21 protein-coding genes are annotated in these 26,283 nt (G+C 71.0%); 13 read left to right on the forward strand and 8 right to left on the reverse strand.

Translation table 11 applies throughout. From position 1 onward, the window contains the following. Positions 1-32 precede the first annotated feature (32 nt). From IE124_RS26440 to eccE, 3 genes are all read right to left on the reverse strand, one after another. Positions 33-3,392, reverse strand: a complete 3,360-nt coding sequence (locus tag IE124_RS26440) for an SCO5717 family growth-regulating ATPase (RefSeq protein ID WP_189511054.1) — start codon at positions 3,390-3,392, stop codon at positions 33-35. 216 nt (positions 3,393-3,608) lie between these two features. After that, the gene (locus IE124_RS26445; RefSeq protein WP_189511057.1) at positions 3,609-4,421 is read right to left on the reverse strand and encodes a hypothetical protein; all 813 of its coding nucleotides are present in this window, start codon (positions 4,419-4,421) and stop codon (positions 3,609-3,611) included. Next, positions 4,421-5,725 carry a type VII secretion protein EccE gene (gene eccE / locus IE124_RS26450; protein ID WP_189511058.1) on the reverse strand — a complete coding sequence of 435 codons (1,305 nt, stop codon included), beginning with the start codon at positions 5,723-5,725 and terminating at the stop codon, positions 4,421-4,423. Before eccE ends, IE124_RS26445 begins: the two co-directional genes overlap by 1 nt. A gap of 189 nt (positions 5,726-5,914) precedes the next feature. Here eccE and eccB point away from each other — a divergent pair, with 189 nt between their 5' ends. The 4 genes from eccB (at position 5,915) to IE124_RS26470 (ending at position 9,649) form a co-directional block, all read left to right on the forward strand. Beyond that, on the forward strand, positions 5,915-7,477 hold the full coding sequence (gene eccB / locus IE124_RS26455) for a type VII secretion protein EccB (RefSeq protein WP_189511060.1): 1,563 nt from the start codon (positions 5,915-5,917) through the stop codon (positions 7,475-7,477). 12 nt (positions 7,478-7,489) lie between these two features. Then, a complete protein-coding gene (gene mycP, locus IE124_RS26460; RefSeq protein WP_189511062.1) occupies positions 7,490-8,767 on the forward strand; it encodes a type VII secretion-associated serine protease mycosin in 1,278 nt (425 codons plus the stop codon). Positions 8,768-8,957: 190 nt separating this feature from the next. Next, positions 8,958-9,308, forward strand: coding sequence for a WXG100 family type VII secretion target (locus tag IE124_RS26465; protein WP_055641042.1), 351 nt, complete (start codon positions 8,958-8,960; stop codon positions 9,306-9,308). A 53-nt stretch (positions 9,309-9,361) separates the two neighbouring features. Then, a complete protein-coding gene (locus IE124_RS26470; protein WP_055641041.1) occupies positions 9,362-9,649 on the forward strand; it encodes a WXG100 family type VII secretion target in 288 nt (95 codons plus the stop codon). Between the two features lie 66 nt (positions 9,650-9,715). On the opposite strand, the gene IE124_RS26475 is transcribed toward IE124_RS26470, so the two are convergent. Together IE124_RS26475 and eccCa are read right to left on the reverse strand one after the other, a co-directional pair. Continuing rightward, positions 9,716-9,991 (reverse strand): DUF397 domain-containing protein, encoded by a 276-nt coding sequence (locus IE124_RS26475; protein WP_150265520.1) that lies wholly within the window; start codon positions 9,989-9,991, stop codon positions 9,716-9,718. Between the two features lie 77 nt (positions 9,992-10,068). Then, the gene (gene eccCa / locus IE124_RS26480; RefSeq protein WP_189511064.1) at positions 10,069-14,022 is read right to left on the reverse strand and encodes a type VII secretion protein EccCa; all 3,954 of its coding nucleotides are present in this window, start codon (positions 14,020-14,022) and stop codon (positions 10,069-10,071) included. Between the two features lie 184 nt (positions 14,023-14,206). Here eccCa and eccD point away from each other — a divergent pair, with 184 nt between their 5' ends. The 6 genes from eccD to IE124_RS26510 all read left to right on the forward strand — a co-directional run bounded on the left by eccD (position 14,207) and on the right by IE124_RS26510 (position 21,325). Next, a complete protein-coding gene (gene eccD / locus IE124_RS26485) occupies positions 14,207-15,715 on the forward strand; it encodes a type VII secretion integral membrane protein EccD (RefSeq protein WP_189511066.1) in 1,509 nt (502 codons plus the stop codon). A 204-nt stretch (positions 15,716-15,919) separates the two neighbouring features. After that, positions 15,920-16,210, forward strand: coding sequence for a 30S ribosomal protein S15 (gene rpsO, locus IE124_RS26490; RefSeq protein ID WP_150265515.1), 291 nt, complete (start codon positions 15,920-15,922; stop codon positions 16,208-16,210). A 284-nt stretch (positions 16,211-16,494) separates the two neighbouring features. Continuing rightward, a complete protein-coding gene (locus IE124_RS26495) occupies positions 16,495-18,711 on the forward strand; it encodes a polyribonucleotide nucleotidyltransferase (protein WP_189511068.1) in 2,217 nt (738 codons plus the stop codon). Continuing rightward, positions 18,708-20,087 (forward strand): M16 family metallopeptidase, encoded by a 1,380-nt coding sequence (locus tag IE124_RS26500; RefSeq protein ID WP_189511070.1) that lies wholly within the window; start codon positions 18,708-18,710, stop codon positions 20,085-20,087. The genes IE124_RS26495 and IE124_RS26500 overlap by 4 nt, the downstream gene beginning before the upstream one ends. Before the next feature lie 27 nt (positions 20,088-20,114). Further along, a complete protein-coding gene (dapB, locus tag IE124_RS26505) occupies positions 20,115-20,867 on the forward strand; it encodes a 4-hydroxy-tetrahydrodipicolinate reductase (RefSeq protein ID WP_189511072.1) in 753 nt (250 codons plus the stop codon). A gap of 5 nt (positions 20,868-20,872) precedes the next feature. Further along, positions 20,873-21,325: a hypothetical protein gene (locus tag IE124_RS26510; RefSeq protein WP_189511073.1), complete on the forward strand. Its 453-nt coding sequence runs from the start codon at positions 20,873-20,875 to the stop codon at positions 21,323-21,325. On the opposite strand, the gene IE124_RS26515 is transcribed toward IE124_RS26510, so the two are convergent. After that, a complete protein-coding gene (locus IE124_RS26515; protein ID WP_189511075.1) occupies positions 21,315-21,875 on the reverse strand; it encodes an SCO5741 family PH domain-containing membrane protein in 561 nt (186 codons plus the stop codon). The genes IE124_RS26510 and IE124_RS26515 overlap by 11 nt on opposite strands. A gap of 54 nt (positions 21,876-21,929) precedes the next feature. After that, on the reverse strand, positions 21,930-22,169 hold the full coding sequence (locus tag IE124_RS26520; protein ID WP_189511077.1) for a hypothetical protein: 240 nt from the start codon (positions 22,167-22,169) through the stop codon (positions 21,930-21,932). 153 nt (positions 22,170-22,322) lie between these two features. On the opposite strand from IE124_RS26520, the gene thyX reads away from it, so the two are divergent. The 3 genes from thyX to IE124_RS26535 all read left to right on the forward strand — a co-directional run bounded on the left by thyX (position 22,323) and on the right by IE124_RS26535 (position 25,928). Beyond that, entirely contained in the window at positions 22,323-23,063 is a 741-nt protein-coding gene (thyX, locus tag IE124_RS26525; RefSeq protein WP_055641032.1) for an FAD-dependent thymidylate synthase, read from the forward strand. A gap of 179 nt (positions 23,064-23,242) precedes the next feature. Next, positions 23,243-24,142: a 4-hydroxy-tetrahydrodipicolinate synthase gene (gene dapA / locus IE124_RS26530; RefSeq protein ID WP_189511079.1), complete on the forward strand. Its 900-nt coding sequence runs from the start codon at positions 23,243-23,245 to the stop codon at positions 24,140-24,142. A gap of 100 nt (positions 24,143-24,242) precedes the next feature. After that, positions 24,243-25,928 (forward strand): ribonuclease J, encoded by a 1,686-nt coding sequence (locus IE124_RS26535; RefSeq protein ID WP_189511081.1) that lies wholly within the window; start codon positions 24,243-24,245, stop codon positions 25,926-25,928. A gap of 66 nt (positions 25,929-25,994) precedes the next feature. Here the strand turns inward: IE124_RS26535 and IE124_RS35085 are convergent. Then, on the reverse strand, positions 25,995-26,283 hold a 289-nt coding region (locus IE124_RS35085), incomplete at its 5' end, for a hypothetical protein (protein WP_229832884.1).

The raw sequence follows: 26,283 nt of genomic DNA on the forward strand, positions 1-26,283 counted from the left end.
ACGGAGCCTCATTGGTCTAAGCCTGTGACGCCTTACTGCTGAGGGGCTGGCGGAGCCTGCGGGGGGCCCTGGGGGTCGGCCTGCGGGGGCAGCGGCTGCCCCGCCTGGGGCTGCGCCGGATCCTGCGGAGGCTGCTGCTGCCAGGCCTGCGGCACACCCGGCTGGCCCGGCTGTCCGGGCTGCTGCGGATACGGCTGCGGGGCCTGGGCGGGGTACGGCTGACCGGGCGCGTACTGCCCGGGCGCGTACTGCCCCGGCAGCGGCTGACCCGGCTGGGGGTACGCCGGCTGGGGGTACGGCTGTCCGGGCTGCTGGCCCTGCGGCGGGTACGGCTGTCCGGGCTGCGGGGCCTGGGGCGCGTACGCCTGCCCCGGCGAAGGCTGACCGGGGGCGTACTGCCCCGGCAGGGGCTGACCCGGCGCGGCCTGGCCCGGCATCGGCTGTCCGGGGGCGTACTGCCCCGGCACCGGCTGCGCCGGCGGGAACTGACCGGGCGGGAACTGGCCGGGCGGAACCTGACCGGGCGGAACCTGACCGGGCATCGGCTGACCCGCTCCGTACTGCTCGGGCGCGTACTGCCCCGGCGCGTACTGGTCGGGCATCGCCTGGCCCGGCATCGGCGGGGCCATGTGCGGCGGCAGCCCGCCCTGGCCGTCGCCGGTCCACAGCCCCTGCGCCTGCTGGGCACGGGAGAAGTCCTCGGCCACCATCGCCGACAGGTGGAAGTACGCCTCACGGGTCTTCGGCCGCATCATGTCGAGGTCCACCTCGGCACCGGCCGACAGGTGTTCGTCGAAGGGCACGACCACGACGCCGCGGCAGCGGGTCTGGAAGTGCTGCACGATGTCCTCGACCTTGATCATCTTTCCGGTCTCGCGGACCCCCGAGATGACGGTGATCGAGCGCTGCACCAGGTCCGCGTAACCGTGTGCGGAGAGCCAGTCCAGCGTCGTCGACGCGCTGGAGGCGCCGTCCACGGAGGGCGTGGAGATGATGATCAGCTGATCGGCGAGGTCGAGCACGCCCCGCATCGCGCTGTACAGCAGACCCGTGCCCGAGTCCGTGAGGATGATCGGGTACTGCTTGCCGAGGACGTCGATCGCGCGCCGGTAGTCCTCGTCGTTGAACGTCGTGGAGACGGCCGGGTCCACGTCGTTGGCGAGGATCTCCAGACCGGAGGGCGCCTGCGAGGTGAAGCGGCGGATGTCCATGTACGAGTTCAGGTACGGGATCGCCTGCACCAGGTCGCGGATGGTCGCCCCGGTCTCGCGCCGCACACGGCGGCCGAGGGTGCCGGCGTCCGGGTTGGCGTCGATCGCCAGGATCTTGTCCTGCCGCTCGGTCGCCAGGGTCGCGCCCAGCGCGGTCGTCGTCGTGGTCTTGCCGACACCGCCCTTGAGGGAGATGACCGCGATCCGGTAGCACGAGAGGACGGGCGTCCGGATCAGCTCCAGCTTCCGCTGCCGCTCCGCCTCCTCCTTCTTGCCGCCGAGCTTGAAGCGGGCCGCGCCGCCGGGGTTGCGGCTCGACTTCGCCTTCTGCTTGTTGTTCCGCAGGAGTCGGTCGGAGGACAGCTCCACCGCCGCGTTGTAGCCGAGCGGGGCGCCCGGTACGGACCTCTCGCGCTGATCGTGTGTCACGGGCGAGGGCCAGGCGGCCCCGGTCCGCGGGTCGACGGGCGGCTGGTTCTCGTGCGGCGGTACGGCCCCGGGGTGCGGGTAGCCGTACCCGTCGGCGGCCTGCGGCTGGGGCTGTGCCTGCGGCGGCACACCCGCGGGGCCGCCGGGCTGCTGTCCCCCCGGGCCCTGCGGCACGGGAGGTGCCCCCAGCGGGTAGCCGTAGCCACCCTGCGGGGCCTGCGGGGGAGTGCCGGGGTGCGGGAAGCCGTAGCCGCCCTGCGGGGCCTGCGGGGGTACGGCGCCGGGCTGCGGATATCCGTACGCGCCCGGGGCCTGCGGCGGTACGGGGGCGGGGGCGCCGGGCGCCGGGGTGCCGGGCGCCGCCGGGGCGGGCGGGCCCGCGGTGGGCGGCAGCGGCGCGGCCTGGGGCACCGGCTGGGGAACCGGCTGGGCACCGGGAACCGGCTGCGCGGGCCACTGCTGCGCGGGCGCGGGCGCGGCCGGCTGGAACGACGGAGGCAATGGCGGCAGACCGGCTCCGCCCTGCGGCGCGGCGGGCGGATAGGCGCCGGGCGCGGCGTCGGTCTGGGGTACGGCTCCGGGGAAGGCTCCCGGAGCGCCGTCGGGCTGCGGAGCGGCACCCGGGAACGGCGCCGGAGCGGCGTCGACCTGCGGAGCGGCACCAGGGAGCGGCCCCGGAGCCGCGGCGGCGAAGTCCGGCTGCGCGGCCTCGGGGAGGGGCGCCGGAGTGGCGTCGGCGGGAGAGCCGGTGCCCGGGAAGGCTCCCGGAGCGGTGGAGTCGCCGGCCTCGGAGTCCCCGGCCGGTGCGACGACGACGTCGTGCTCCGTACCGCCGTCCTGGTCGGCAGCGGCGTCGGCGTCGGCCTTGCCACCGGCCTCGCCACCGGCCTCGACATCCGCCACGGGAGCAGACGGGGTGTCCGCCACCCCAGTGTCAATGTCACCGTCGGCGCCGGCGTCGACGCCTGCCTCGGACGCGGCCGTCACCACGGCCTCCGAGTTCGTCGCCTCCGCGTCGGCCGCTGTCGTACCGGCGGAGGCATCGCCCTCGACGGCTCCCGGCGTCTCGGCACCGTCGATGCCGGAAGCCTCCCCGTCGGCGGCCTCGTTCCGCGCGGCCTTCGCCGCGGCCGAGCGTTCGGCCATCTCGCGCTTGAGTGCGCCGGGGGAGAAGCGCATGGTCGCGCCGCTCTCCACATCGCCCCCGCCGAACGGCACACCGGCGGCCGGGGTCGACGCCGAAGCGGGCACCTCGGACGAGGCCGAGGCCGAGGCCGCGGGAATCGGAAGCGGCGCGGGGACGGGCGCGGGCGCGGGGGCGGGAACGGGCAGCGGCGCGGGCGGCGTCACGGCGGCGGGCATCTCCGGCGCGCCCATACCGGACACCACGGGAGCGACCGGCACCGCCGGCGTCACCGGAGTGACCGGCACCCCAGGGGTCATAGGGGCCACAGGATTCACCGGAGCAACAGGATTCACCGGCGGAACCGGCACCGGCGCCGCCGGCGGCTGCGCGCCCCAGCCGGGCTCGAAGCCGCTCCCCGCCGGAAGCCCGGGCACCGCGACCGGTGCCCCGCTCGGAGGCGGGGGAGTGGCACCGCCCGCCGCACCGCCCGACGCGTTCTGCGTGTACCAGGCGGGCGGGGTGTAGTCGATGGTGAACTCACCCGTCATCTCGGCGGGATCCGCGTCGGACTGATCGTCGGCGGGCGGATTCCAACCCCCGTGGATCTCGTCGCGATCGCCGTTCACTTTGCCTCCTGGTGTGGTCGAGCACCCTTGTGCCGTTGTGGGCGGGGCTCTTCCAGCCTAATCGGCGCGGCATCGCGCGGGCAGGCCCGGCAGCCGCTCCGCGACCGCCTCACCGACCGGGTCAAGCCCCCAAGTGACCCGGTCGCGCCGCAGAGTGAGAACCCCGACCGTTCAAAACGTTGCAAAAACGGACGTACTTGAACGACTTCGTGCCGCTCAGTCCATTCTGCGCGCGCCGCCCAACAATCCGGTCTCGGCATCCGTCGCCTGCGTCATCACGAACTGCCGGTCGCCGGGGGTGCACCAGAGGGTCACCCCGTCCGCGAGCGTCGACAGCGCCTCGTACTCGTGGCGGGGGAGGCCCATGATGCGGCCGATCTGGACGGCCTCGTCCGGGGAGACCCGCTGGACGCCGACCAGCGAGGACTTCTCCAGGAGGCGGGGCGCGACCGGGCTCAGATACGGGAGCAGGGTCACGACCGACTGCCAGGGCGCCGACACGACACGGCCGCGCGGCGGACGCATGCCGCAGTCGCGCACGACGACCACCGGACTGCCCGCCGAGGCGCCCTGCGGCGGCACCCGGCCCACGTCGTGCAGCGAGACGCACGGCTGCCCGCCGCCCGCCGCCTGCGCGAGCGGGGTCCACGCCGGCGCGCGGCCGGTCTCGACGGCCACCCGCGCGCCCGTGGCGGCCGCGCGCAGCGCGAGCACCTGGGCGGTCCACAGACCGCCGATGAGCGTGACGTCGTACGGGACGGGCCGGTTGATGCCGAGCACGGCCGGCCGGCTCTCGGCGTCCACGCCGATCACCACGCCGTCGTCACCGACAGGCAGGGCCAGCGCGTCGAGCAGGTCGACGGGTACGGAGTGCCGGTCGCGACGCGGCCCGACGAGCCCGAAACCGAAGCGGGGCTTCGTGTCCCGCCCCGGGCGCCCGGCGGCGCGGGAGGAGCGGGAGCCACGGCGGGAGGGCGAGGCGCCGGACGGCGCACCGGAACCCGACGGCGTACCGAAGGAGTGGGACATCAGCGCGCACCTCCCAGCGGCAGCGTCGCGAGCATGCCCGGCCCCTGTTCCCGGTCGAGCCGCACCAGGCCCGTCCGTACACCGCGCGCCGCGCGCTCCAGCTCGTGCCGTGCGGCGACGAGTTCCTCGTCGCTGCGCCCGGTGATCCGTACGTGTCCGGTCACCGTCACCTCCTGCCGGTCCCCGCCGCTCAGCGTCAGGCTGAACGTCGTCGCGAGCGCGGGCAGCGAGGTCAGCAGGGCCACGAGCTGCGGCATCGAGGCGCCCGCGCTGCCGCCGGGACCGCCCAACTGGGGCCAGCGCCCCACCCAGTACGTCGTGTGCCGCCGGTCGTCGACCCGCCAGGTCCGCGCGGTCTCCTGCGTCCGCCGGGCCTGCGCCTGCCCACGGCCCGCCTGCGCGATGGCCATCGGGCTCGCGCAGGTCGAGGTCGCGAGCGCCGAGGTCAGCTCCTGCTCGGTCAGCACGCTCGCCCGGAAACCGGCGCCCGCGAGACGGCTCGCCAGCTGGTCGGCCGCCCGCACCACGCACTTCTGGGCACCCGTCATGCCGCCACCGCGGGCGTCGACCGCCTCCGGACACAGCTCGGGGTCCAGCTTGAGCGCGATCCAGGTGATCCGGACCGCGGGCGAACCCGTCTGCGCCTGGAGCGGCCCGTAGTTGCGCGCGGCCATCGACTGCGCCGGCAGATGCGGCGCGGGGGCGGGCTGCGTGTGCTGGACGATCTGCGCCGACTCCAGCCGGATGCCGTCCACGCTCAGGACGTCCCGCACGAGCCCGACGGGCAGCGGCCGGGCCCCGCGGTCCGGCCGCAGCGCCGTGCCGTCCGACTCGACCCGCAGCACGGCGGTCAGGAAGGTGCCGTCGCCGATCATCCCGACCGGCCGGCGGTCGCGATCGCTGTACGCGTACGTCCGCAGCGCCGGGTCGCACTCCACGACCGGGGCGAGCCCGGGCTCCGTGCCCTCCGGCACGGTGAAGGAGGCCGCCCGGCGCGAACGGGCGCGCAGCGCGAGGAAGGTGCCGAGCCACTCGGGCAGGGAGCGGCGATGTCGGCGTACGAGCGCGAGCAGGACGAGCACGAGGGCGACCACGCCCGCGGGCACCAGCATCAGCTGGTCCACGACCCAGGCGACGGCGAGCAACGCCGCCGCCACCTCTATCAGTACGAGTTGTTGCAATCGGAACGAACCGAAGTGTCCGGGACGTGCCTGGAGCCTCGGTGAGACCGAGGAAACGGATCCCGTGGAAGGGGGTGCGGAAGTGGTGGCCGCGCCGGGCCGCGTCCGCGTGGCGGAAGCCATGATGGAGAATCCCCTCAATTCGTCCCGATCGCCCTGGCCCGCCAGGGCTTTGGCGGCCGGATCACCCTACCCGCCCCACGAACCCCACGGGACAGCAGGCATAGTAGGGGGCCGGTCCGAAGGCCGGGGCCCGGGTGTCACCTCCCCCGGAATCCGAGCGAAGACTGCGCCTGACGAGAATGGGGACTCATGGCATCGCGCCGGGACGAGCTGAACGCGTACACCTTTGCGAAGAAGCGCACGGTGGCGGCATTCCTCCAACCCTCGCCCTCCGGCACGGAGGAGGGGGCGCCGAGGCCGCTGCGCGCGATCGTCCCCGGCCTCATCGTCGCCGCGCTGGTCGTCGCGGGATTCGGCGCCTGGGGCATGTTCAGCCCGCGGGCACCCAAGGGCTGGGACGTCCCCGGCACCCGCGTGATCGTCGGCAAGCAGTCGACGACCCGGTACGTCGTCCTGGAGACCGGCAAGGGCAAGGACGCGAAGGCGCTGCTCCACCCCGTCCTCAACCTCGCCTCCGCCCGTCTCCTGCTCAACCCCGACCAGTTCCAGGTCGTCCAGGTCGACGACAAGAAGCTCGACCAGGACAAGCAGCGCGGCCCGATCCTCGGTATCCCGTACGCCCCCGACCGGTTGCCGACCGCGGACGACGCGGGCGCGGAGAAGCGCTGGGCCGTCTGCGAACAGCCCGGCGGCGGCAAGGGCGCCAGCGTGCAGAAGGCGACCTTCCTCTTCGCCCAGCGCGACCTCCGGCGCACCGAGGGCGCGAACAAGCTCGACGACGGAGAGATCCTCTACGTCAAGGGCCAGAAGGGCGCCGCCCAGTTCATCGTCGACCACACCGGCACCAAGTACCCGGTGAAGGCCGACCGGCCCGGACTGCTCTCCGCCCTCGTCGGCCTCAGCAAGGGCCTCGTCAAGGAGCCGCAGCCCGTCACCGACGACTGGCTCGCCACCCTGAAGACCGGCGACGCGGTCGACTTCCCGCACCTCGAGGGCGAGATCGGCGCCCCCACCGAGATCCCCGGCAGCACCCTCACCGGGACCGAGAACCGGATCGGCCTGGTGCTCCGCGCCCAGACCGGCTCCGGACTCCAGGACTACGTCGTGCTGCCCGGCCGCGTCCAGCCCGTCTCCGCGTTCACCGCCTGGCTCCTCATCAACTCCCCGCAGACCGGCTCGCTCGACATGGACGGCGAGCCGACCACCGTCGACGCCTCCTCCTTCGTCCCGAACCCGAAGGTCTTCAACGGGGACGTGCGCTGGCCGCAGCGGAAGTCCGAGACGGTCAACTCCACGACCGGCGACGCCGCCCGCGACACCGTCTGCAGCGTCCTCACCGACGTCGACGAGAAGGGCCGGACCACCCTCACCACCTGGGCCGGCCCCAAGTACCCCGCCGAGATCACGGCCGGCGGCACCAGCACCTACGTCACCCCGGGCAGCGGACTGCTCTACACCCAGGTCCAGGGCCAGGGCCAGCAGAAGACGCCCGACGGCTCCCTCTTCCTCGTCACCGACACCGGACTGCGCTATGCCGTCCAGGCCAACGGCGACAGCGACTCCGCCCGCTCCGAGATCGGGGCCGGTGACCAGGAGAAGCAGACCGACGGACGCCCGGAACCCTCCGAGGCCCAGAAGCGTCTCGGCTACGAGAAGGTCATGCCGGTGCCCGTCCCGATCGAATGGTCGGAGTTCCTGTCCAAGGGCCCGCGACTCGACACCAACAGCGCGCGTCAGCCGCAGGGTTCCTAGGGGGTGGCACCGGTGACGACGACGTACCGCACGGCGGCCGCCCTGCTGACCGCCGCCACCCTGACGGGCCTGCTCGCGGCGCCCGCGGCGGCGACCACGGCCCCGGGGCCGAAGTCCCCGCGTCCCGACGCCTGGGCGCTCGACGGCAGCGGCGAGTGCACCTTCCCCATGAAGAAGCAGATCGAGGGCACCCCCTGGCCGCTCCAGCGCGTCCTCCTCGACGAGCTCTGGCAGCACACCAAGGGAAAGGGCGTCAGGGTCGCCGTCATCGACACCGGGGTCGACAACGTCAACCCCCAGCTGCTGAAGGCCGTCGACGCCAAGGCGGGCAAGGACTTCCTCAAGCCCGACAAGAACAACCCCGGCTTCGGCGACGAGAAGCGCGGCAAGACCGACGGCACCGTCGACGAGGTCGGCCACGGCACCAAGGTCGCCGGCATCATCGCGGCCCGCCCCGGCGACGGCACCGGCTTCGTCGGCCTCGCACCCGAGGCGACGATCATCCCGATCCGGCAGAACGACGAGAAGAACAGCGGCACGTCCGACACGATGGCCAAGGCGATCGACTGGGCCGTCGCCAAGGGCGCGCACGTCATCAACATCTCGCAGGACACGACCAAGACCCTCGACGCGGACTCGCCCATGGCGGTCTCGATCGCCAAGGCGATCCAGAAGAAGATCGTGGTCGTCGCCTCCGCCGGGAACGACGGCATGGACGGCAAACTCAAGAACACCTACCCGGCCGCCTTCCCCGGGGTCCTCGCCGTCGCCTCCTCCGACCGGAACAACGAACGGGCCGCCTTCTCCCAGCCCGGCACCTTCGTGGGCGTGGCGGCTCCCGGCGTCGACATGGTCTCCACCGTCCCCGGCGGCGGCCAGTGCGTCGACAACGGTACGAGCTTCTCGGCCCCGTACGTCACCGGCGTCGCCGCCCTGCTGCGCGCCAGGTACCCGGACTGGTCCGCCGCCCAGATCGTCACCCGGATCGAGCAGACCGCCACGCGATCCATCAACGGCCGTGACAACTACGTCGGTTGGGGCGTGGTCGACCCGGTCAAGGCGCTCGCCGACGCGCCGTCAGGGACGCCGCCCTCCACACCCACGGCCGATCCGGCGCCGCCGAAACCGCCGGCACCCGAACCGGCCCGTCTGGCGCTGTCGGAGACTCCCCAGGAGCGCTCCGAACGGCTCGCCACCTATGCGTTGGGGATCGGCGGTGTGCTGGTGGCCGTGGTCGCCGGAACAGCCGTCGTGATCCGCGACAGCCGCCGCAGGAGAGGGGCCAGGTGAACTGCGTAACGACCAAGTATCCGGTCCCCCCTTTGCAGTTGGAACTGCCGCCGTCAATGGCTAAAGTGACCGTCGGGGGCACGGCAGTGCGAACCCAGCACGGGGGCGGCATCAGAAGATTCCCGTCCGCATCACGAGCGGAAGGCCCGACGGCCCGGCCGTCGACGCCACCGAAGGAAGAAGGGGCAAGATGTCGAAAGACCTGAACGTAACCAGTGCCGAACAGGTTCGGCTCGCAGGCCGGATCCAGGACTTCTCCGACGAGCTCCAGTCCCGCATCACCAACCTCAACGGCGTGGTCGACCGCGTCCAGGCGGGCTGGCAGGGCGCTGCGAGCAAGGAGTACGACCGCGTTCAGAACGACCTGAACCAGCGGCTGCGCAGCATGCGCCAGGAGCTCTCCAAGCTCGAAGAGATGATGCGCATGAGCGCCGACGGGTTCTCGCGCGAGGAGGAGGACCGTCTGCGGTCCTTCCGCACCATGGACGCCAGCGGTGGCGCCGGCGGCGGCGGCAACCAGAGCGCCATCCTCGGCGTCTGAGCCATCCGGCTCGACCAGTCCTCCGCGCCACTCTCAATCCAGGAGTCAACACCATGACCACTGCGGTCAATTACGACACCGTGACGCAGGCGGCGGCCGACACCCGCCTGACCTCCACCACCCTCACCCAGAAGCTGGACGACCTCATGGCCGAGGTCAACCGCGTCGCCAACAACTGGGAGGGTGAGGCCAAGATCGCGTACCGCGAGACGCAGGACCGCCTGACCCGCGACATGGCCGGCATGAACCAGGACCTGGCGCGCATCGCCCAGCTCCTCGACGAGTCGGTCGCCGGCTACCAGGACACCGACAAGGGCAACGCCGCCCGGTTCCGTATGTGACATCCGGCGTAAGCGCGTGAGGGGGTGGCCCGTGGGAACGGGCCACCCCCTCACGCGTACCGCCCGCTAGCGCAGGTCGAACTCGCCGTCCCGCGCGCCGAGGACGAACGCGTCCCACTCGGCCTTCGTGTAGCGCAGCACCGTCTCCTTGTCGAGCGACGAACGCATCGCCACCGCCCCCTCGGGCAGCCGCGCGATCTCCACCCGCTCCTCGTCGGGGCTGGTCCCCGGAGCGCCCTCCCACTCGACACCCGAGATGTCGAGCGCGTACAACTCGTCCTTCTGCCGCTGCTTCTCGGCGGCGAGGGACTCGTCGGTCGTGGTGGCGTGTGCGTCGGTCATCGGCGCTTTCCCTTCGCGGTGGTACGACGGTCCCTTCCACAGTAGTGGGACCGTCGTACCCGAGCGGAGGGAATCACTCAGTGCTGCTCCGGCAGCCAGCCCAGCTGCACCAGCGGCGTCCCCCGCTTGCGCGAGACGAACGTGCCCCGGCCCGGCGGCATCGGCCGCGCCCGGACGTTGCTGAGGATGTCGCCCTCCTGCGGATCGCCGGAGAGGATCACGCCCTGCGCGCCCAGCTCCCGGACGCGCTGCATGAACGGCTCGTACATCGCCCGCGAGGCACCAGCCTGGCTGCGCGCCACGATGAACCGGATGCCGACGTCCCGCGCGAACGGCAGGTTCTCGACGAGAACCGCCAGCGGATTGCCCGAGTTGGTGGCCACCAGCTCGAAGTCGTCGATCAGCACGAACAGTTGCGGACCCGTCCACCAGCTCCGGTCGCGCAGCTGCTGCGGCGTGATGTCCGGCTTGGGCGCCCGCTTCGTCATCACCGTGTTGATGGCGTCCATGTGCATCTGCATGGCCGAGGCCATCGGCGCGTACTCCAGGAGATGCGAGGGCGCGACCGCCTCCAGCATCGTCCGCCGGTAGTCGCCCACCACGATCCGCGCCTGCTCCGGCGTGTACCGCTCGCACAGCTGCTTGGCGATCAGTCGCAGCAGCCCCGTCTTGCCGGACTCGCTCTCACCGAAGATCAGGAAGAACGGATCCGACTCGAAGTCGACGAACACCGGCTCCAGGTTCGTCTCGTCGATGCCGATCGCGATGCCGTGCTGCGGGTACTCGAAGCCCTTCGGCAGCTGCTCCGCCGGCAGCCTGCGCGGCAGGAGCCGCACCGCAGGGGCAGGCGCCCCGGTCCAGCTCGCCCGCACGGACTGCACGAACGCCGACGTGCCCTCCGCCAGGTCGGCCGCCGAGCTCGATCCGTCGATGCGCGGCAGCGCGCCCATGAAGTGCAGCTTCTCCGCGACCTGGCCGCGTCCCGGCACTCCGGTCGGCACGTTGGCCGCGACCTTGCGGTCGAACTCGGAGTCCATGACGTCGCCGAGCCGCAGTTCGAGCCGGCCCAGCATCTGGTCCTTGAGGGCCGCCCGCACCTCCATGTACCGGGCGGCGGTGATCACGACGTGGATGCCGTAGCCCAGACCGCGCGCCGCGATGTCGGAGACGAACGGCTCCAGCGTGTCGTAGTCGTTGCGGAAGGTGCCCCAGCCGTCCACGACCAGGAAGACGTCGCCCCAGGCCTCGCCCGGGAGTTCGCCCGCGGCGCGCTTGCGCCGGTAGGTCGCGATCGAGTCGATGGAGTGCGCACGGAAGAACTCCTCCCGCCGGTTGAGCACCCCCAGCACCTCCGCGACCGTCCGGCGCACCCGCTCCGGGTCCAGACGCGAGGCCACCCCGCCGACATGCGGCAGATCGGCCAGCGACACCAGACCGCCGCCACCGAAGTCCAGGCAGTAGAACTGCACTTCGGCCGGGGTGTGGGTCAGCGCGAACGACGAGACGAGCGTCCGCATCAGCGTCGACTTGCCGGACTGCGGACCGCCGACCACCATCATGTGACCGGCCGCGCCCGAGAAGTCCCGGTACAGCACCTCACGCCGCTGCTCGAACGGCTTGTCGATGAGCCCGAGCGGCACCGTGAGCCCGCCCTGGCGCGTGTACTCCGTCGCCGTCAGCCCCCGGTCCGCCGTCTGCGCGAGCCCCGGCAGCAACTGGTCCAGCGAAGGCGCCTGGTCGAGCGGCGGCAGCCACACCTGGTGCGCGGGCACGCCCTGACCCTCCAGCCGCCGCACGATCACGTCGAGGACCGTGTCCGCGAGCGCGTCGTCCTCCTCGGAGCGCCGCTCCGTGAGATACGCGGGGTCGGGCGCCGCGTACACCACGGGCACCGGAGCAGCGGTGAACAGCGCGGGGCGCCGCTCCACCGGCAGGTGCCCGATCTCCAGGCGCGGCCCGCCCGGGCGGTGCGTCCCCGAGACGTACGCCGCCTTGAAACGGGTCATCTCGTCCGTACCGAACTTCAGATAGCCCGAACCGGGCACCGAGGGCAGGTGGTAGGCGTCCGGCACGCCGATCGCCGTCCGCGACTCCGCGGCCGAGAAGGTCCGCAGACCGATCCGGTACGAGAGGTACGTGTCGAGGCCCCGCAGCTTGCCCTCCTCCAGGCGCTGCGAGGCGAGGAGCAGATGCACGCCCAGCGAACGGCCGATGCGGCCGATCTGGATGAACATGTCGATGAAGTCGGGCTTCGCGGTGAGGAGTTCGGAGAACTCGTCGATCACCAGGACGAGCGAGGCCAGCGGCTCCAGCGGAGCACCCGCGGCCCGCGCCTTCTCGTAGTCGTGGATGTTGGCGTAGTTGCCGGCCGAGCGCAGCAGCTCCTGCCGCCGCTGCAGCTCGCCGCGGATCGCGTCGCCCATGCGGTCGACCAGCGTCAGGTCGTCCGACAGGTTGGTGATGACCGCCGCCACGTGCGGCATCTGCGACATGCCCGCGAAGGTGGCACCGCCCTTGAAGTCCGCGAGGACGAAGTTCAGCGTCTCCGAGGAGTGCGTCACCGCGAGACCCAGCACCAGCGTCCGCAGCAGCTCCGACTTGCCGGAACCCGTCGCACCCACGCACAGACCGTGCGGGCCCATGCCCTCCTGCGCGGCCTCCTTGAGGTCCAGCATGACGGGCTGGCCGTCCTCGCCGACACCGATCGGCACACGCAGCCGCTCGGCGACCGTCCGAGGCCGCCACGTCCGCGCCACGTCCACCGACTCGGCGTCCCCGAGGTTCAGCAGATCCGTGAAGTCCAGATTGGCGAGCAGCGGCTCGTCGTCGTCCCCACCACCCATCCGCAGCGGTGCCAGCTGCCGGGCCAGCGCCTCGGCGGCAGGCAGCGAGATGCCGTCCGGCAGCCCCTCGTACGCGAAGCCGCCGCCGAACTCCAGGCTCAGCCGCCCCGGCCGCACGACCACCGACAGACCACCGCGCGGCTCGTCGAGCTCGCCCGAGACGACCTCCACGATCGTCACGCCCTGGAGGCCCTCGGCCGCCGCGAGCAGCGAGTTCGGCGGCACCATCCCGCCGTCCAGGACCACGACCACGTGCGGCTGGTCCAGGACCGGCTGGTTGTCCCGCGAGAAGCGCGGCCGGCCGTCGAGCTTCGAGCGGACCAGGTTCTCCAGCTCGCCGAGGTCGTCACCGAACAGCCGCTTCGTACCGGCCCCGTCGACCTGCCCGGGCACCTGCGTGTGCGGCAGCCACTTCGTCCAGTCCCACCGCTCCTGCGAGGTCCGCGCCGCGACGACCGCGAGCATCAGGTCGTCGGGGGAGTGCAGCGTCACCAGCTGCGCCACGAGGGCGCGCGCCGCCGCCTGCGCCGACTCGGGCTCGCCCGAGACCGTCACGTGGTAGAAGGCCCGCATCGAGACCGCCATCGGCAGCCCGTCCAACGTGCCGTGCACCGCGAGGAACTGCTGCATCGCACCCGCACACAGCGGCTCCAGCTCGTCCACCGGAGCCGTGTCCGGCGCCACGAGCGCGGTCGCCAACTGCTGTGCCCCGAGCCCGATCCGCGCCTGCCCGAAGTCATGGTCGCCGACCCGGCGCTCCCAGACCCGCGAGCCCTCGGCCACCACCGACCACAACTGCTCGGGGGAGGGGTGCAGATACAGCTGCGCGTCCCGCTGCTTGCGTGCCGTGCGCCGGACCGTTCGCCGTGTCTGGGCGAGGTATTTGAGGTAGTCGCGGCGGACATCGGCCATTTGCCCCTGCGTACCGCGACGGAATCTGACGAACTGCGCGACGGCCATCGCGACCGTCGACGCCAGCATCAGAACGCCCATGATCCGCATGATCGGAGACGGCGTCATGAAGAAGAAGACCACCGAGGAACCCATGCCGAGCATCGGCAGGAGCTGCATCAGCGCCGACTCCTGCTGACCCCGCGGGAGTTCCGGAGGAGACTCCAGGACCAGTTCCTCACCGGGCACTTCCGGCGGAAGCGCCCTCGGTGGGCGTTTGACGACGATCTGGCTCACCGGCGCATCAATCCCTCGTAGGAGGCGGGCTCGTGGCGGGAGCTTCCGCGCCGACACCCCCGACGGCGGCCGGGCGCGCGGACTTCCCCCATGGGACGGCGATCCTACTTGCAGCCCCCACCGGCCGTCCCCGGTAGGGTGGCGCGCGCATCGTGCGCAACCGCGAATCAGGGGGTCCACACACGTGAGTACGACCGCAGCGACCGGCTTCTGCCGCGTCACCGTCGTGGCGCCGGACAGCCGCATCGACGTCGCGCTCCCGGAGGATATCGCCGTCGCCGACGTCTATCCGGAGATCCTGCGGCTCACCGGGCAGACGCAATCGGCGGGCACCCCGACCGGCTACCACCTCGTCCGCCGCGACGGTTCCGTCCTCGACGGCGCCCGCACCCTCGCCGGCCAGCAGGTCCTCGACGGCGAGGTGCTCTCCCTGCGCCCCTTCGCGCAGTCCCTGCCGCCCGCCGTCTACGACGACGTCTCCGACGCCGTCGCCTCCGCCGTCACCCGCGACCGGCACCTGTGGGGCGACGAGCTGCTGCGCGGCGCCGGGCTCATCGGCGGCGTCCTGCTCCTCGTGCTCATGGGCTTCGTGCTCTGGTTCGCGGACCCGGTCCGCCACGACATGCACAGCCTCCCCGGAATCATCGCGGGCGCCGCCGGCCTGCTCCTCACCTCCTTCGCGGGCGTCCGCGCCCGGGTCTACGGAGACCGGGCGACCGCCGTCGCGCTGGGCCTCGGCGCCCTGCCGCTGCTGCTCATCGCGGGCTCCGGCATCATCGGCCCCGACGAGGGCGCGGGCCCCGGCCGCCTCCAGTTCCTGCTGGGCTGCGTCACCGTCCTCGTCGCCTCGGTGGCCCTCGTGGCCCTCACCCCCAGCGGAGACGCGCCCTTCGTCGCCGCGACCTTCCTCGCGACCGTCGGCACCCTCGCCACCTTCGTGATGATCCTCACCGAGAGCTCCGCGACCGAGACCGCGGCGGTCTGCGCCCCCGTGGCCATCGGCATGGTCGCCTTCCTGCCCGGCCTCTCGGCCCGCTTCGCCCGGCTCCCGATCGGCTACGCCGCACCCCGCAGCGCCGCCGACGACGAGTTCCTCGGCGAGCTGGGGGCACCTCCCGGGCCGCAGGGCCCAGGGGGACACCAGGCCGGCGACGACGCCCAGCCCGTCGACGGCGAGCGCATCGCCCTCCAGGCCCGCCGCGGCCACGAGATGCTCCTCGGCCTGGTCGGCGGCTGCGCCGCCGTCGTCGTCGGCTCCGCCGCCGTCCTCGGCTTCGCCGGAAACCTCTGGGGCCAGCTCCTCGCCCTCGCCTCCGGCCTGGCGATGCTGCTCCGCGCCCGCCTCTTCCGCTACACCTCGCAGGTCGCCTGCGTCCTGGTCGCCGGCATCGCCGCCATCGCGCTGCTCGTCCTCGGCCTCTCGCTCAACCCGCCGCTCGACCTGGTCAAGGACCTCCTCATGTACGGGGACCGCGGCGGCCTCGACATCCGTACGATCTGGCTCACCGCCTCCGTCGCCGCCGGCGCCGCGCTGATCACGGCCATCGGCCTGATCATCCCGAAGAAGGGCCTCTCGCCCTTCTGGGGCCGCCTCCTCGACCTGGCCGAGGGCTTCGTCCTGCTCTCCCTCGTCCCCCTCTGCCTCGCCGTCCTCGACATCTTCATGTCGGTCCGCTCCCTCACCAGCAAATAAGGGGCCGTCGCGGGGCCCGCTCCGGCGAACTGGTACGCTGTGTGACGGCCGTTTGTGTACGCGCTCCCGGAAAGCCCCCGACATGCTCGGGAAGCCTCTGGAAGCTGCGCCCATCGGACCTTCGCTCGCCGAGTCACAGAAGCTTCCCCTGAGACCTAGACCAGGGGCACTCGCGGGCGCACGAACACCTAAGAGGAGACCAGCGTGGCTCTCGACGCCGCTGTCAAGAAGCAGATCATGTCCGAGTTCGGCCAGAAGGAGGGCGACACCGGCTCTCCCGAGGTCCAGGTCGCCATGCTCTCCCGTCGCATCTCGGACCTGACCGAGCACCTCAAGCAGCACAAGCACGACCACCACTCCCGTCGTGGTCTGCTGATCCTGGTCGGCCAGCGCCGCCGCCTGCTGCAGTACCTGGCCAAGAAGGACATCCAGCGCTTCCGTGCCCTGGTCGACCGCCTCGGCATCCGCCGCGGTGCGGCCGGCGGCGCCAAGTAAGGACGCCGTGAAGGGAGCGGTTCCCACTTTCAGGGGGCCGCTCCCTTTGCTGTACGTGCACAAAGTGCACACAGGCACTTAGTCTGGTCGCACAACCCCATACGACGGACGAAGCGAGGGAGCCGCCGGCTCGCCGCCGGTCCTCGGTAGTGGCCCCCGGAACATGCCGGGTGCTTCGATCGAAGACCGGCCCGCACCCAAGGCGCGTCTCTCCGCCCCCGTCGACACCGTCCCCGGCCACACGGGCCCCGGACGCAAAGACGAACACGTAGGAGAAACCACTAGTGGAGAACGAGACCCACTACGCCGAGGCCGTCATCGACAACGGCACCTTCGGTACCCGCACCATCCGCTTCGAGACGGGCCGTCTCGCCAAGCAGGCCGCCGGCTCCGCCGTCGCCTACCTGGACGACGACACGATGGTCCTCTCCGCGACCACCGCCTCGAAGAAGCCCAAGGACCAGCTCGACTTCTTCCCCCTCACGGTGGACGTCGAGGAGCGGCAGTACGCGGCCGGCAAGATCCCCGGCTCCTTCTTCCGCCGGGAGGGCCGCCCCTCCGAGGACGCGATCCTCACCTGCCGCCTGATCGACCGGCCGCTGCGCCCCTCCTTCAAGAAGGGCCTGCGCAACGAGATCCAGATCGTCGAGACGATCATGGCGCTCAACCCCGACCACCTGTACGACGTGGTCGCGATCAACGCCGCCTCGGCTTCCACGATCCTGGCGGGCCTGCCCTTCTCCGGCCCGATCGGCGCCACCCGCGTCGCCCTGATCAAGGGCCAGTGGGTCGCGTTCCCGACGCACACCGAGCTCGAGGACGCCGTCTTCGACATGGTCGTCGCCGGTCGCGTCCTGGAGGACGGCGACGTCGCGATCATGATGGTCGAGGCCGAGGCCACCGAGAAGACCATCGAGCTCGTCAAGGGCGGCGCCGAGGCGCCGACCGAGGAGCTCGTCGCCGCCGGTCTCGAGGCCGCGAAGCCCTTCATCAAGGTTCTCTGCAAGGCCCAGTCGGACCTCGCCGCCAAGGCTGCCAAGCCCACCGGCGAGTTCCCGGTCTTCCTCGACTACCAGGACGACGTCCTGGAGGCGCTCTCCGCCGCGGTCAAGGGCGAGCTCGCCCAGGCGCTCACCATCGCCGGCAAGCAGGAGCGCGAGACCGAGCTCGACCGCATCAAGGAGCTCGCCGCCGACAAGCTCCTCCCGGCCTTCGAGGGCCGCGAGAAGGAGATCGCCGGTGCGTACCGCGCGCTGACCAAGAAGCTGGTCCGCGAGCGCATCATCAAGGACAAGGTCCGCATCGACGGCCGCGGGCTCACGGACATCCGTACCCTCGCCGCCGAGGTCGAGGCCATCCCGCGCGTGCACGGCTCGGCGCTGTTCGAGCGTGGCGAGACCCAGATCCTGGGCGTCACCACCCTCAACATGCTCCGTATGGAGCAGCAGCTGGACACCCTCTCCCCGGTGACCCGCAAGCGCTACATGCACAACTACAACTTCCCGCCGTACTCCGTCGGCGAGACCGGCCGCGTGGGCTCGCCCAAGCGCCGCGAGATCGGCCACGGCGCGCTCGCCGAGCGCGCCATCGTGCCGGTCCTCCCGACCCGCGAGGAGTTCCCCTACGCGATCCGTCAGGTGTCCGAGGCCCTCGGCTCCAACGGCTCGACGTCCATGGGCTCGGTCTGCGCCTCCACCATGTCGCTGCTGAACGCCGGTGTGCCGCTCAAGGCCCCCGTCGCCGGTATCGCCATGGGCCTGATCTCCGAGGAGATCGACGGCAAGACGCACTACGTCGCCCTCACGGACATCCTCGGCGCCGAGGACGCGTTCGGCGACATGGACTTCAAGGTCGCCGGTACGAAGACCTTCGTCACCGCTCTCCAGCTCGACACCAAGCTCGACGGCATCCCCGCCTCGGTCCTGGCCGCCGCGCTGAAGCAGGCCCGTGACGCGCGTCTGCACATCCTCGACGTGATGAACGAGGCGATCGACGTTCCGGACGAGATGTCCCCGAACGCGCCGCGCATCATCACCGTCAAGATCCCGGTGGACAAGATCGGTGAGGTCATCGGCCCCAAGGGCAAGATGATCAACCAGATCCAGGAGGACACCGGCGCCGACATCACGATCGAGGACGACGGCACCATCTACATCGGTGCCGCCCAGGGCTCGCAGGCCGAGGCCGCCCGCGCCACGATCAACGGCATCGCCAACCCGACCATGCCGGAGGTCGGCGAGCGCTACCTGGGTACGGTCGTCAAGACCACCACCTTCGGTGCCTTCGTCTCCCTGCTCCCGGGCAAGGACGGCCTCCTGCACATCTCGCAGATCCGCAAGCTCGCCGGTGGCAAGCGCGTGGAGAACGTCGAGGACGTGCTGGCGATCGGCTCCAAGGTCCAGGTCGAGATCGCCGAGATCGACCAGCGCGGCAAGCTCTCCCTGATCCCCGTGATCGCGGACGAGGACGCTGCCGACGCGAAGGACGACACCGACCAGTGACGTCCCGTAGTTCCGTGACGACGGCCCGCCCCTCTTCGGAGGGGCGGGCCGTCGCCCGTACCCAAACGCTTCTCCCGGGCAAGGACGGCATCGGCACGGTCCGCCGCACGACCCTCCCCGGCGGCCTCCGGATCGTCACCGAGACCCTGCCCTCGGTGCGCTCCGCCACCTTCGGCATCTGGGCCCACGTCGGCTCGCGTGACGAGACGCCGAGCCTCAACGGGGCCACCCACTACCTGGAGCACCTCCTCTTCAAGGGCACCCACAAGCGGTCCGCCCTCGACATCTCCGCCGCGATCGACGCGGTCGGCGGCGAGATGAACGCCTTCACGGCGAAGGAGTACACCTGCTACTACGCCCGGGTCCTCGACACCGACCTGCCCCTGGCGATCGATGTCGTCTGCGACATGCTCACCGGCGCGCTCGTCCTCGAAGAGGACGTGGACGCCGAGCGGGGAGTCATCCTCGAAGAGATCGCGATGACCGAGGACGACCCCGGCGACGTCGTGCACGACCTGTTCGCGCAGACGATGTTCGGCGACACCCCCCTGGGCCGCCCGGTCCTCGGCACCGTCGACACCGTCAACGCCCTCACCCGCGGCCAGATCGCCCGCTTCTACAAGAAGCACTACGACCCCACCCACCTGGTCGTCGCCGCCGCGGGCAACGTCGACCACGCCACGGTGGTGCGCCAGGTCCGCCGCGCCTTCGAGAAGGCCGGCGCCCTGACCCGTACCGACGCCGTCCCCGTCGCCCCCCGCGACGGCCACCGCGTCATCCGCACCGCGGGCCGCGTCGAGCACCTGAACCGCAGGACCGAGCAGGCCCACGTGGTCCTCGGCATGCCGGGCCTGGCCCGCAACGACGAGCGCCGCTGGGCCCTCGGCGTGCTGAACACCGCCCTCGGCGGCGGCATGTCCTCCCGCCTCTTCCAGGAGGTCCGCGAGAAGCGCGGCCTGGCCTACAGCGTGTACTCGTACACCTCGGGCTTCGCCGACTGCGGCCTCTTCGGGGTGTACGCGGGCTGCCGGCCCGGCCAGGTCCACGACGTCCTGAAGATCTGCCGCGACGAGCTCCACAAGGTCGCGAGCGAGGGCCTCACCGACGAGGAGATCGTCCGTGCCGTCGGCCAGCTCTCCGGCTCGACCGTCCTCGGCCTGGAGGACACCGGTGCCCTCATGAACCGCATCGGCAAGAGCGAGCTCTGCTGGGGCACCCAGATGTCGGTCGACGACATGCTCACCCGGATCGCCGCGGTCACCCCGGACGACGTCCGGGCCGTCGCCCGCGATGTACTGGACCAGCGGCCCTCCCTGTCGGTGATAGGACCGCTGAAGGACAAGCAGGCGGACCGTCTCCACCAAGCGGTCTCCTGACCCCGAGCCCTTTAAGGAAAAAGAGCAATGAGCAAGCTGCGCGTGGCGGTCCTCGGAGCCCAGGGCCGCATCGGCTCCGAGGCGGTCAGGGCCGTCGAGGCCGCCGAGGACATGGAACTGGTCGCGGCCCTCGGCCGTGGCGACAAGCTGGAGACGCTCACCGAGACGGGCGCCCAGGTCGTCGTCGAGCTGACCACCCCCGGCTCGGTGATGGACAACCTCGACTTCTGCGTGAACAACGGCATCCACGCGGTCGTCGGCACCACCGGCTGGACCGAGGAGCGCCTCGCGCAGCTGCGGACCTGGCTCGCGGCCTCCCCGGAGACCGGCGTCCTCATCGCGCCGAACTTCTCCATCGGCGCGGTCCTCACCATGAAGTTCGCCCAGATCGCCGCCCCGTACTTCGAGTCGGTCGAGGTCGTCGAGCTGCACCACCCGCACAAGGTGGACGCCCCCTCCGGCACCGCCACCCGTACGGCTCAGCTCATCGCCGCGGCCCGCGCCGAGGCCGGCCTCGGCGCCCAGCCGGACTCCACCGCGACGGGCCTCGAAGGGGCCCGGGGTGCCGACGTCGACGGCGTCCGCGTCCACTCCGTACGGCTGTCGGGCCTCCTCGCCCACCAGGAGGTCCTGCTCGGCGGCGAGGGCGAGACCCTCACCGTCCGCCATGACTCCCTGCACCACTCCAGCTTCATGCCGGGCATCCTCCTGGGCGCCCGCCGTGTCACCACCGCTCCGGGCCTCACCTTCGGCCTGGAGCACTTCCTGGACCTGGGCTGACGGCCATGGGCGGAAAGATCACGTACGTCTTCCTCGCCACCGTCCTCGTCCTCGTCTTCGGCGTGGTCGCGATGGAGGGCGTACTGCTCCTCCTGACGGGCGAGCCCGCGGCCATGGGCATGGGCGCGGTGGCGTTCCTGCTGCCGGCCGTGGGCGGCTGGTTCCTCTGGAAGAACACCAGCTTCGCGCGCCGGGCCAACCGCCTGGCCGCGGAGCTGGAGGCGGAGGGCGGCCTGCCCGTCGACGACCTGAAGCGCACCGAGGGCGGCCGGATCGACCGGGACTCGGCCGACGAGGTCTTCGCCCGGCGCAAGGCCGAGGCGGAGGACTCCCCGGAGGACTGGCGCTGCTGGTTCCGGCTCGCGGTCGCCTACCACGACGCCCGCGACACCCCCAGGGCCCGCAAGGCGATGCTGCGGGCCATCGCCCTCCACGAGGGACGTGCGGTCAGCGCGTAGCCGCCGGGACGACGCCGTACTCGGCGTGCCAGGCCTCGACCGTGTCGGCCGCGCGGTCGAAGGCCTCGATCCGGGAGAGGAAGTCGGCATTGTGGTCGGTGAGCAGCAGCAGCTGCTCACCACCCTGCCGGCCGAGCACCAGGGCCTGGCCCTGCACCGTGCGGGGGAGGCCCAGCCAGCGCACCGGCTGCTGCACGGTCCGCACCGAGGTCACCTTCGCCCACGGCACGGTGGACGTCCTGAAGAAGCCCACGCGCCGCAGCCCGGCGCGGCTCACCCACGTGCCCACGCGGAGCATCCGCAGGGCGGCGAGGATGACGAGCACGGCGATCCCGAGCGTGACACCGGCGGCGGCGAAGCCCCCGGCGGCGACGATGATCACGGCCGCGAGCAGCACGAACGAGGCGAGCAGCAGCGCGAGCGCCGCGGCTCCGACCCGCCACGACCCCGGACGGTACGGACGGCGCCACTGGTCGTGGTCGTCGAACGGCAGGGCGACGTGGTCGGTCGTGTCAAAAGCACGGTCGGCCGTCAGGAAGGGCAGGGGCACGACAGGTCCTCACTCACAAGCACGCTCGAAGGGGCGGTGCCCGGTGAGGCTACCTCAGCGGTTGTCGGAGGCTTCGGACTGCTGCTGACGAGTGGCGGCGTCCCCCGACTGGAGGGAGGGCATACCGAAGATCAGCGATCCGGCGAGCCCCGCGACCACGGTCAGCCCGAGCAGCGTACGCCCCACGATCTGCGAGGCGCTGAGGCGCTCACGGGGTGGCGGAGTGACGTTACTGCGGAAGTGGTCGGCCTCCGCGACGAACGCGAACGGTACGGCCTCTCGCCGGCGGAACATCAGGGCCACTCTCCTCGGTAGTCGACGTGCTTCACAGAGACAGACGACAGAACCGACGGTTTGGTGCCCTATTTCACCAAAGCGGCCGAATCTCATCCTTCGGTAGGACGTCGTTAGAGTGGGCGCTGCAACAGCCGACTGGAAGGACCGCTGGTGACCGACACCCCCACCGAGAACGTGAAGATCGACTTCCGGAGCGACGTCACCGTTGATCTGGTCAAGAGCGCGGCGACCGACTCCGACGTCCTCTGGGCCGCACGTGTGTCCACGGCGGGGGAGCAGTCCCTCGAAGAGCTCCAGAAGGACCCGGAGCGCTCGAAGGGCCTGATCAACTACCTGATGCGGGACCGCCACGGCAGCCCCTTCGAGCACAACTCGATGACCTTCTTCATCAGCGCCCCGATCTTCGTGTTCCGCGAGTTCATGCGGCACCGCGTCGGATGGTCGTACAACGAGGAATCGGGCCGCTACAGGGAGCTCCAGCCGGTCTTCTACGTCCCCGACACCTCCCGCAAGCTGGTCCAGGAGGGCCGCCCCGGGAAGTACGTCTTCGTCGAGGGCACCCAGGAACAGCACGACGTGGTCAGCCGCACGATGGAGGAGTCGTACCGGACGGCCTACGCGACCTACCAGGAGATGCTGGCCGCCGGCGTCGCCCGCGAGGTCGCCCGCTCGGTCCTCCCCGTCGGCCTCTTCTCCTCGATGTACGCCACGTGCAACGCGCGCTCGCTCATGCACTTCCTGGGCCTGCGCACCCAGCACGAGCTGGCCGCGGTCCCGTCCTTCCCGCAGCGGGAGATCGAGATGGTCGGCGAGAAGATGGAGGAGCACTGGGCCCGGCTGATGCCGCTGACCCACGCCGCCTTCAACAAGAACGGCCGTGTGGCCCCGTAGAGCACACATGTCCGAGCCACTCGCGCGAAGTGTCCGTATTGCGACGTTTCGAGAAGTTCATCTAGGCTGATCAAACGGACCCGGCACTGCCTGAACCCCCGAGCAGGCAGTGCCGGGCTCCTCTTCTTCCTGTCCCCCTCAGGGACACCCGGCGCTGAGCAGCGAGTAGCGTGTTACCCATGGCTCCGATCTCCACTCCGCAGACCCCCTTCGGGCGGGTCCTCACCGCCATGGTCACGCCCTTCACGGCTGACGGCGCACTCGACCTCGACGGTGCCCAGCGACTGGCCACCCATCTGGTGGACGCAGGCAACGACGGCCTCGTCATCAACGGCACCACCGGCGAGTCCCCCACCACCAGCGACGCGGAGAAATCGGAGCTGGTACGAGCGGTACTGGAGGCGGTCGGCGACCGCGCCCACATCGTCGCCGGCATCGGCACCAACGACACCCACCACTCGCTCGAACTCGCCCGCACCGCCGAGCGCGACGGCGCCCACGGCCTGCTCGCCGTGACGCCGTACTACAACAAGCCCTCGCAGGAGGGTCTCTACCGGCACTTCTCGGCCATCGCCGACGCCACCGAGCTCCCGGTCATGCTCTACGACATCCCCGGCCGCAGCGGCGTCCCGATCGACACCGAGACCCTCGTCCGCCTCGCCGAGCACCCCCGCATCGTCGCCAACAAGGACGCCAAGGGCGACCTCGGCCGCGCCAGCTGGGCCATCGCCCGCTCCGGCCTCGCCTGGTACTCCGGCGACGACATGCTCAACCTGCCGCTGCTCTCGGTGGGCGCCTGCGGCTTCGTCTCGGTCGTCGGCCACATCGTCACCCCGGACCTCCGCGCCCTCCTCGAAGCTCACCTGAGCGGCGAACCCCAGAAGGCCACCGAGATCCACCAGCGACTCCTGCCGATCTACACCGGCATGTTCCGCACCCAGGGCGTCATGACCACCAAGGCCGCCCTCGCCCTCCAGGGCCTCCCGGCCGGCCCGCTGCGCCTCCCGCTCGTGGAGCTCTCCGCCCAGGAGACCGAGCAGCTCAAGGTCGACCTGGCCGCCGGCGGGGTAGAACTCTGACAACGGACTTCACAACTGAACACTGACAACAGCAAGTGCACGAATGTCATGCGCGCCACGTGCCCGAACGGCACGTGGCGCGTGTGGTGAGGAGAGTCTTTTGAGTCATCCGCATCCTGAACTCGGCGCGCCGCCGAAGCTCCCGAAGGGCGCCCTGCGCGTCACCCCGCTCGGCGGGCTCGGCGAGATCGGCCGGAACATGACGGTCTTCGAGTTCGACGGCCGTCTGCTCATCGTCGACTGTGGCGTCCTCTTCCCCGAAGAGGAGCAGCCGGGCGTCGACCTGATCCTGCCCGACTTCAGCATCATCCGGGACCGTCTCGACGACGTCGAAGGCATCGTGCTCACGCACGGCCACGAGGACCACATCGGCGCCGTCCCCTACCTGCTCCGGCTCAAGCCGGACATCCCGCTGATCGGCTCCAAGCTGACGCTGGCGCTGATCGAGGCCAAGCTCCAGGAGCACCGCATCCGCCCCTACACCCTTGAGGTGAAGGAAGGCGACCGCGAGATCCTGGGCTCGTTCGACTGCGAGTTCATCGCGGTCAACCACTCCATCCCGGACGCCCTCGCGGTGGCCATCCGCACCCCCGCGGGCATGGCCGTCGCCACCGGCGACTTCAAGATGGACCAGCTCCCGCTGGACGGCCGCCTCACCGACCTGCACGCGTTCGCGCGTCTGAGCGAGGAGGGCATCGACCTCCTCCTCTCGGACTCGACCAACGCCGAGGTCCCGGGCTTCGTCCCGCCGGAGAAGGACATCTCCAACGTCCTGCGGAACGTCTTCGCGAACGCCCAGAAGCGCATCATCGTGGCCAGCTTCGCCAGCCACGTGCACCGCATCCAGCAGATCCTCGACGCCGCCCACGAGTACGGCCGCCGGGTCGCCTTCGTCGGCCGCTCGATGGTCCGCAACATGGGCATCGCCCGCGACCTGGGCTACCTCCGCGTCCCGGCCGGCCTGGTCGTCGACGTGAAGACCCTCGACGACCTCCCGGACGACGAGGTGGTGCTGGTCTGCACGGGCTCGCAGGGCGAGCCCATGGCGGCCCTGTCCCGCATGGCCAACCGTGACCACCAGATCCGGATCGTCCCCGGCGACACGGTCATCCTGGCCTCGTCCCTCATCCCGGGCAACGAGAACGCGGTCTACCGCGTGATCAACGGCCTGACCCGCTGGGGCGCCAACGTCGTCCACAAGGGCAACGCCAAGGTCCACGTCTCGGGCCACGCCTCGGCCGGCGAGCTGCTGTACTTCTACAACATCTGCCGCCCGAAGAACCTCATGCCGGTCCACGGCGAATGGCGCCACCTGCGCGCCAACGCCGAGCTCGGCGCGATGACGGGTATCCCCAAGGACCACATCGTCATCGCCGAGGACGGCGTCGTCGTCGACCTGATCGACGGCAAGGCCAAGATCGTCGGCAAGGTCCAGGCCGGGTACGTGTACGTGGACGGCCTCTCGGTCGGCGACGTCACCGAGGCCCACCTCAAGGACCGCCGGATCCTCGGCGACGAGGGCATCATCTCGGTCTTCGTGGTCGTGGACTCCTCGACCGGCAAGATCGTGAGCGGCCCGAACATCCACGCCCGCGGTTCCGGCATCGAGGACTCCGCCTTCGACGCCGTGATCCCCAAGGTCGACCAGGCCCTGAACCGGTCGGCCCAGGACGGCGTCGTGGAGCCCCACCAGCTCCAGCAGCTGATCCGCCGCACGGTCGGCAAGTGGGTCTCCGACACCTACCGTCGGCGCCCGATGATCCTCCCGGTCGTCGTCGAGGTCTGACTCTGACCTGCGCCACACCGGAGCGGGGCCCCTCGATTTGCATCGGGGCGCCCCGCTCCAGTACGTTTACGGCTCCGCTAGATCGGGAAGCCCCGGCGCCGTCGTGCGCCAGAACGGCTGAACGGGAGGCGGAAATACCGACTCAGAACTTCTGATAAAGTCGGAACCGCCGAAAGGCCCCCGGAGTGAAAACAAAAGGGACCGGAAAGCACCGAGGAAATCGGATGGAAAACATCTGATAAGCTTCGGAACGAAGGAAAAGCCCGGAGGAAAGCCCGCGAGGGTGAGTACAAAGGAAGCGTCCGCACCTTGAGAACTCAACAGCGTGCCAAAAATCAACGCCAGATTAGTTGAT

The organism is Streptomyces narbonensis, from assembly GCF_014649015.1.
Classification (GTDB): Bacteria; Actinomycetota; Actinomycetes; order Streptomycetales; family Streptomycetaceae; genus Streptomyces; species Streptomyces narbonensis.

Excerpts from the sequence above, each read along its gene's own strand:
- IE124_RS26470 (WP_055641041.1), top strand. The coding sequence starts at position 9,362 with ATGACCACTGCGGTCAATTACGACACCGTGACGCAGGCGGCGGCCGAC.
- IE124_RS26465 (WP_055641042.1), top strand. The coding sequence starts at position 8,958 with ATGTCGAAAGACCTGAACGTAACCAGTGCCGAACAGGTTCGGCTCGCA.
- IE124_RS26475 (WP_150265520.1), bottom strand. The coding sequence starts at position 9,991 with ATGACCGACGCACACGCCACCACGACCGACGAGTCCCTCGCCGCCGAG.
- dapA (WP_189511079.1), top strand. The coding sequence starts at position 23,243 with ATGGCTCCGATCTCCACTCCGCAGACCCCCTTCGGGCGGGTCCTCACC.
- dapB (WP_189511072.1), top strand. The coding sequence starts at position 20,115 with ATGAGCAAGCTGCGCGTGGCGGTCCTCGGAGCCCAGGGCCGCATCGGC.
- IE124_RS26510 (WP_189511073.1), top strand. The coding sequence starts at position 20,873 with ATGGGCGGAAAGATCACGTACGTCTTCCTCGCCACCGTCCTCGTCCTC.
- eccB (WP_189511060.1), top strand. The coding sequence starts at position 5,915 with ATGGCATCGCGCCGGGACGAGCTGAACGCGTACACCTTTGCGAAGAAG.
- IE124_RS26445 (WP_189511057.1), bottom strand. The coding sequence starts at position 4,421 with ATGTCCCACTCCTTCGGTACGCCGTCGGGTTCCGGTGCGCCGTCCGGC.
- IE124_RS26520 (WP_189511077.1), bottom strand. The coding sequence starts at position 22,169 with ATGTTCCGCCGGCGAGAGGCCGTACCGTTCGCGTTCGTCGCGGAGGCC.
- eccE (WP_189511058.1), bottom strand. The coding sequence starts at position 5,725 with ATGGCTTCCGCCACGCGGACGCGGCCCGGCGCGGCCACCACTTCCGCA.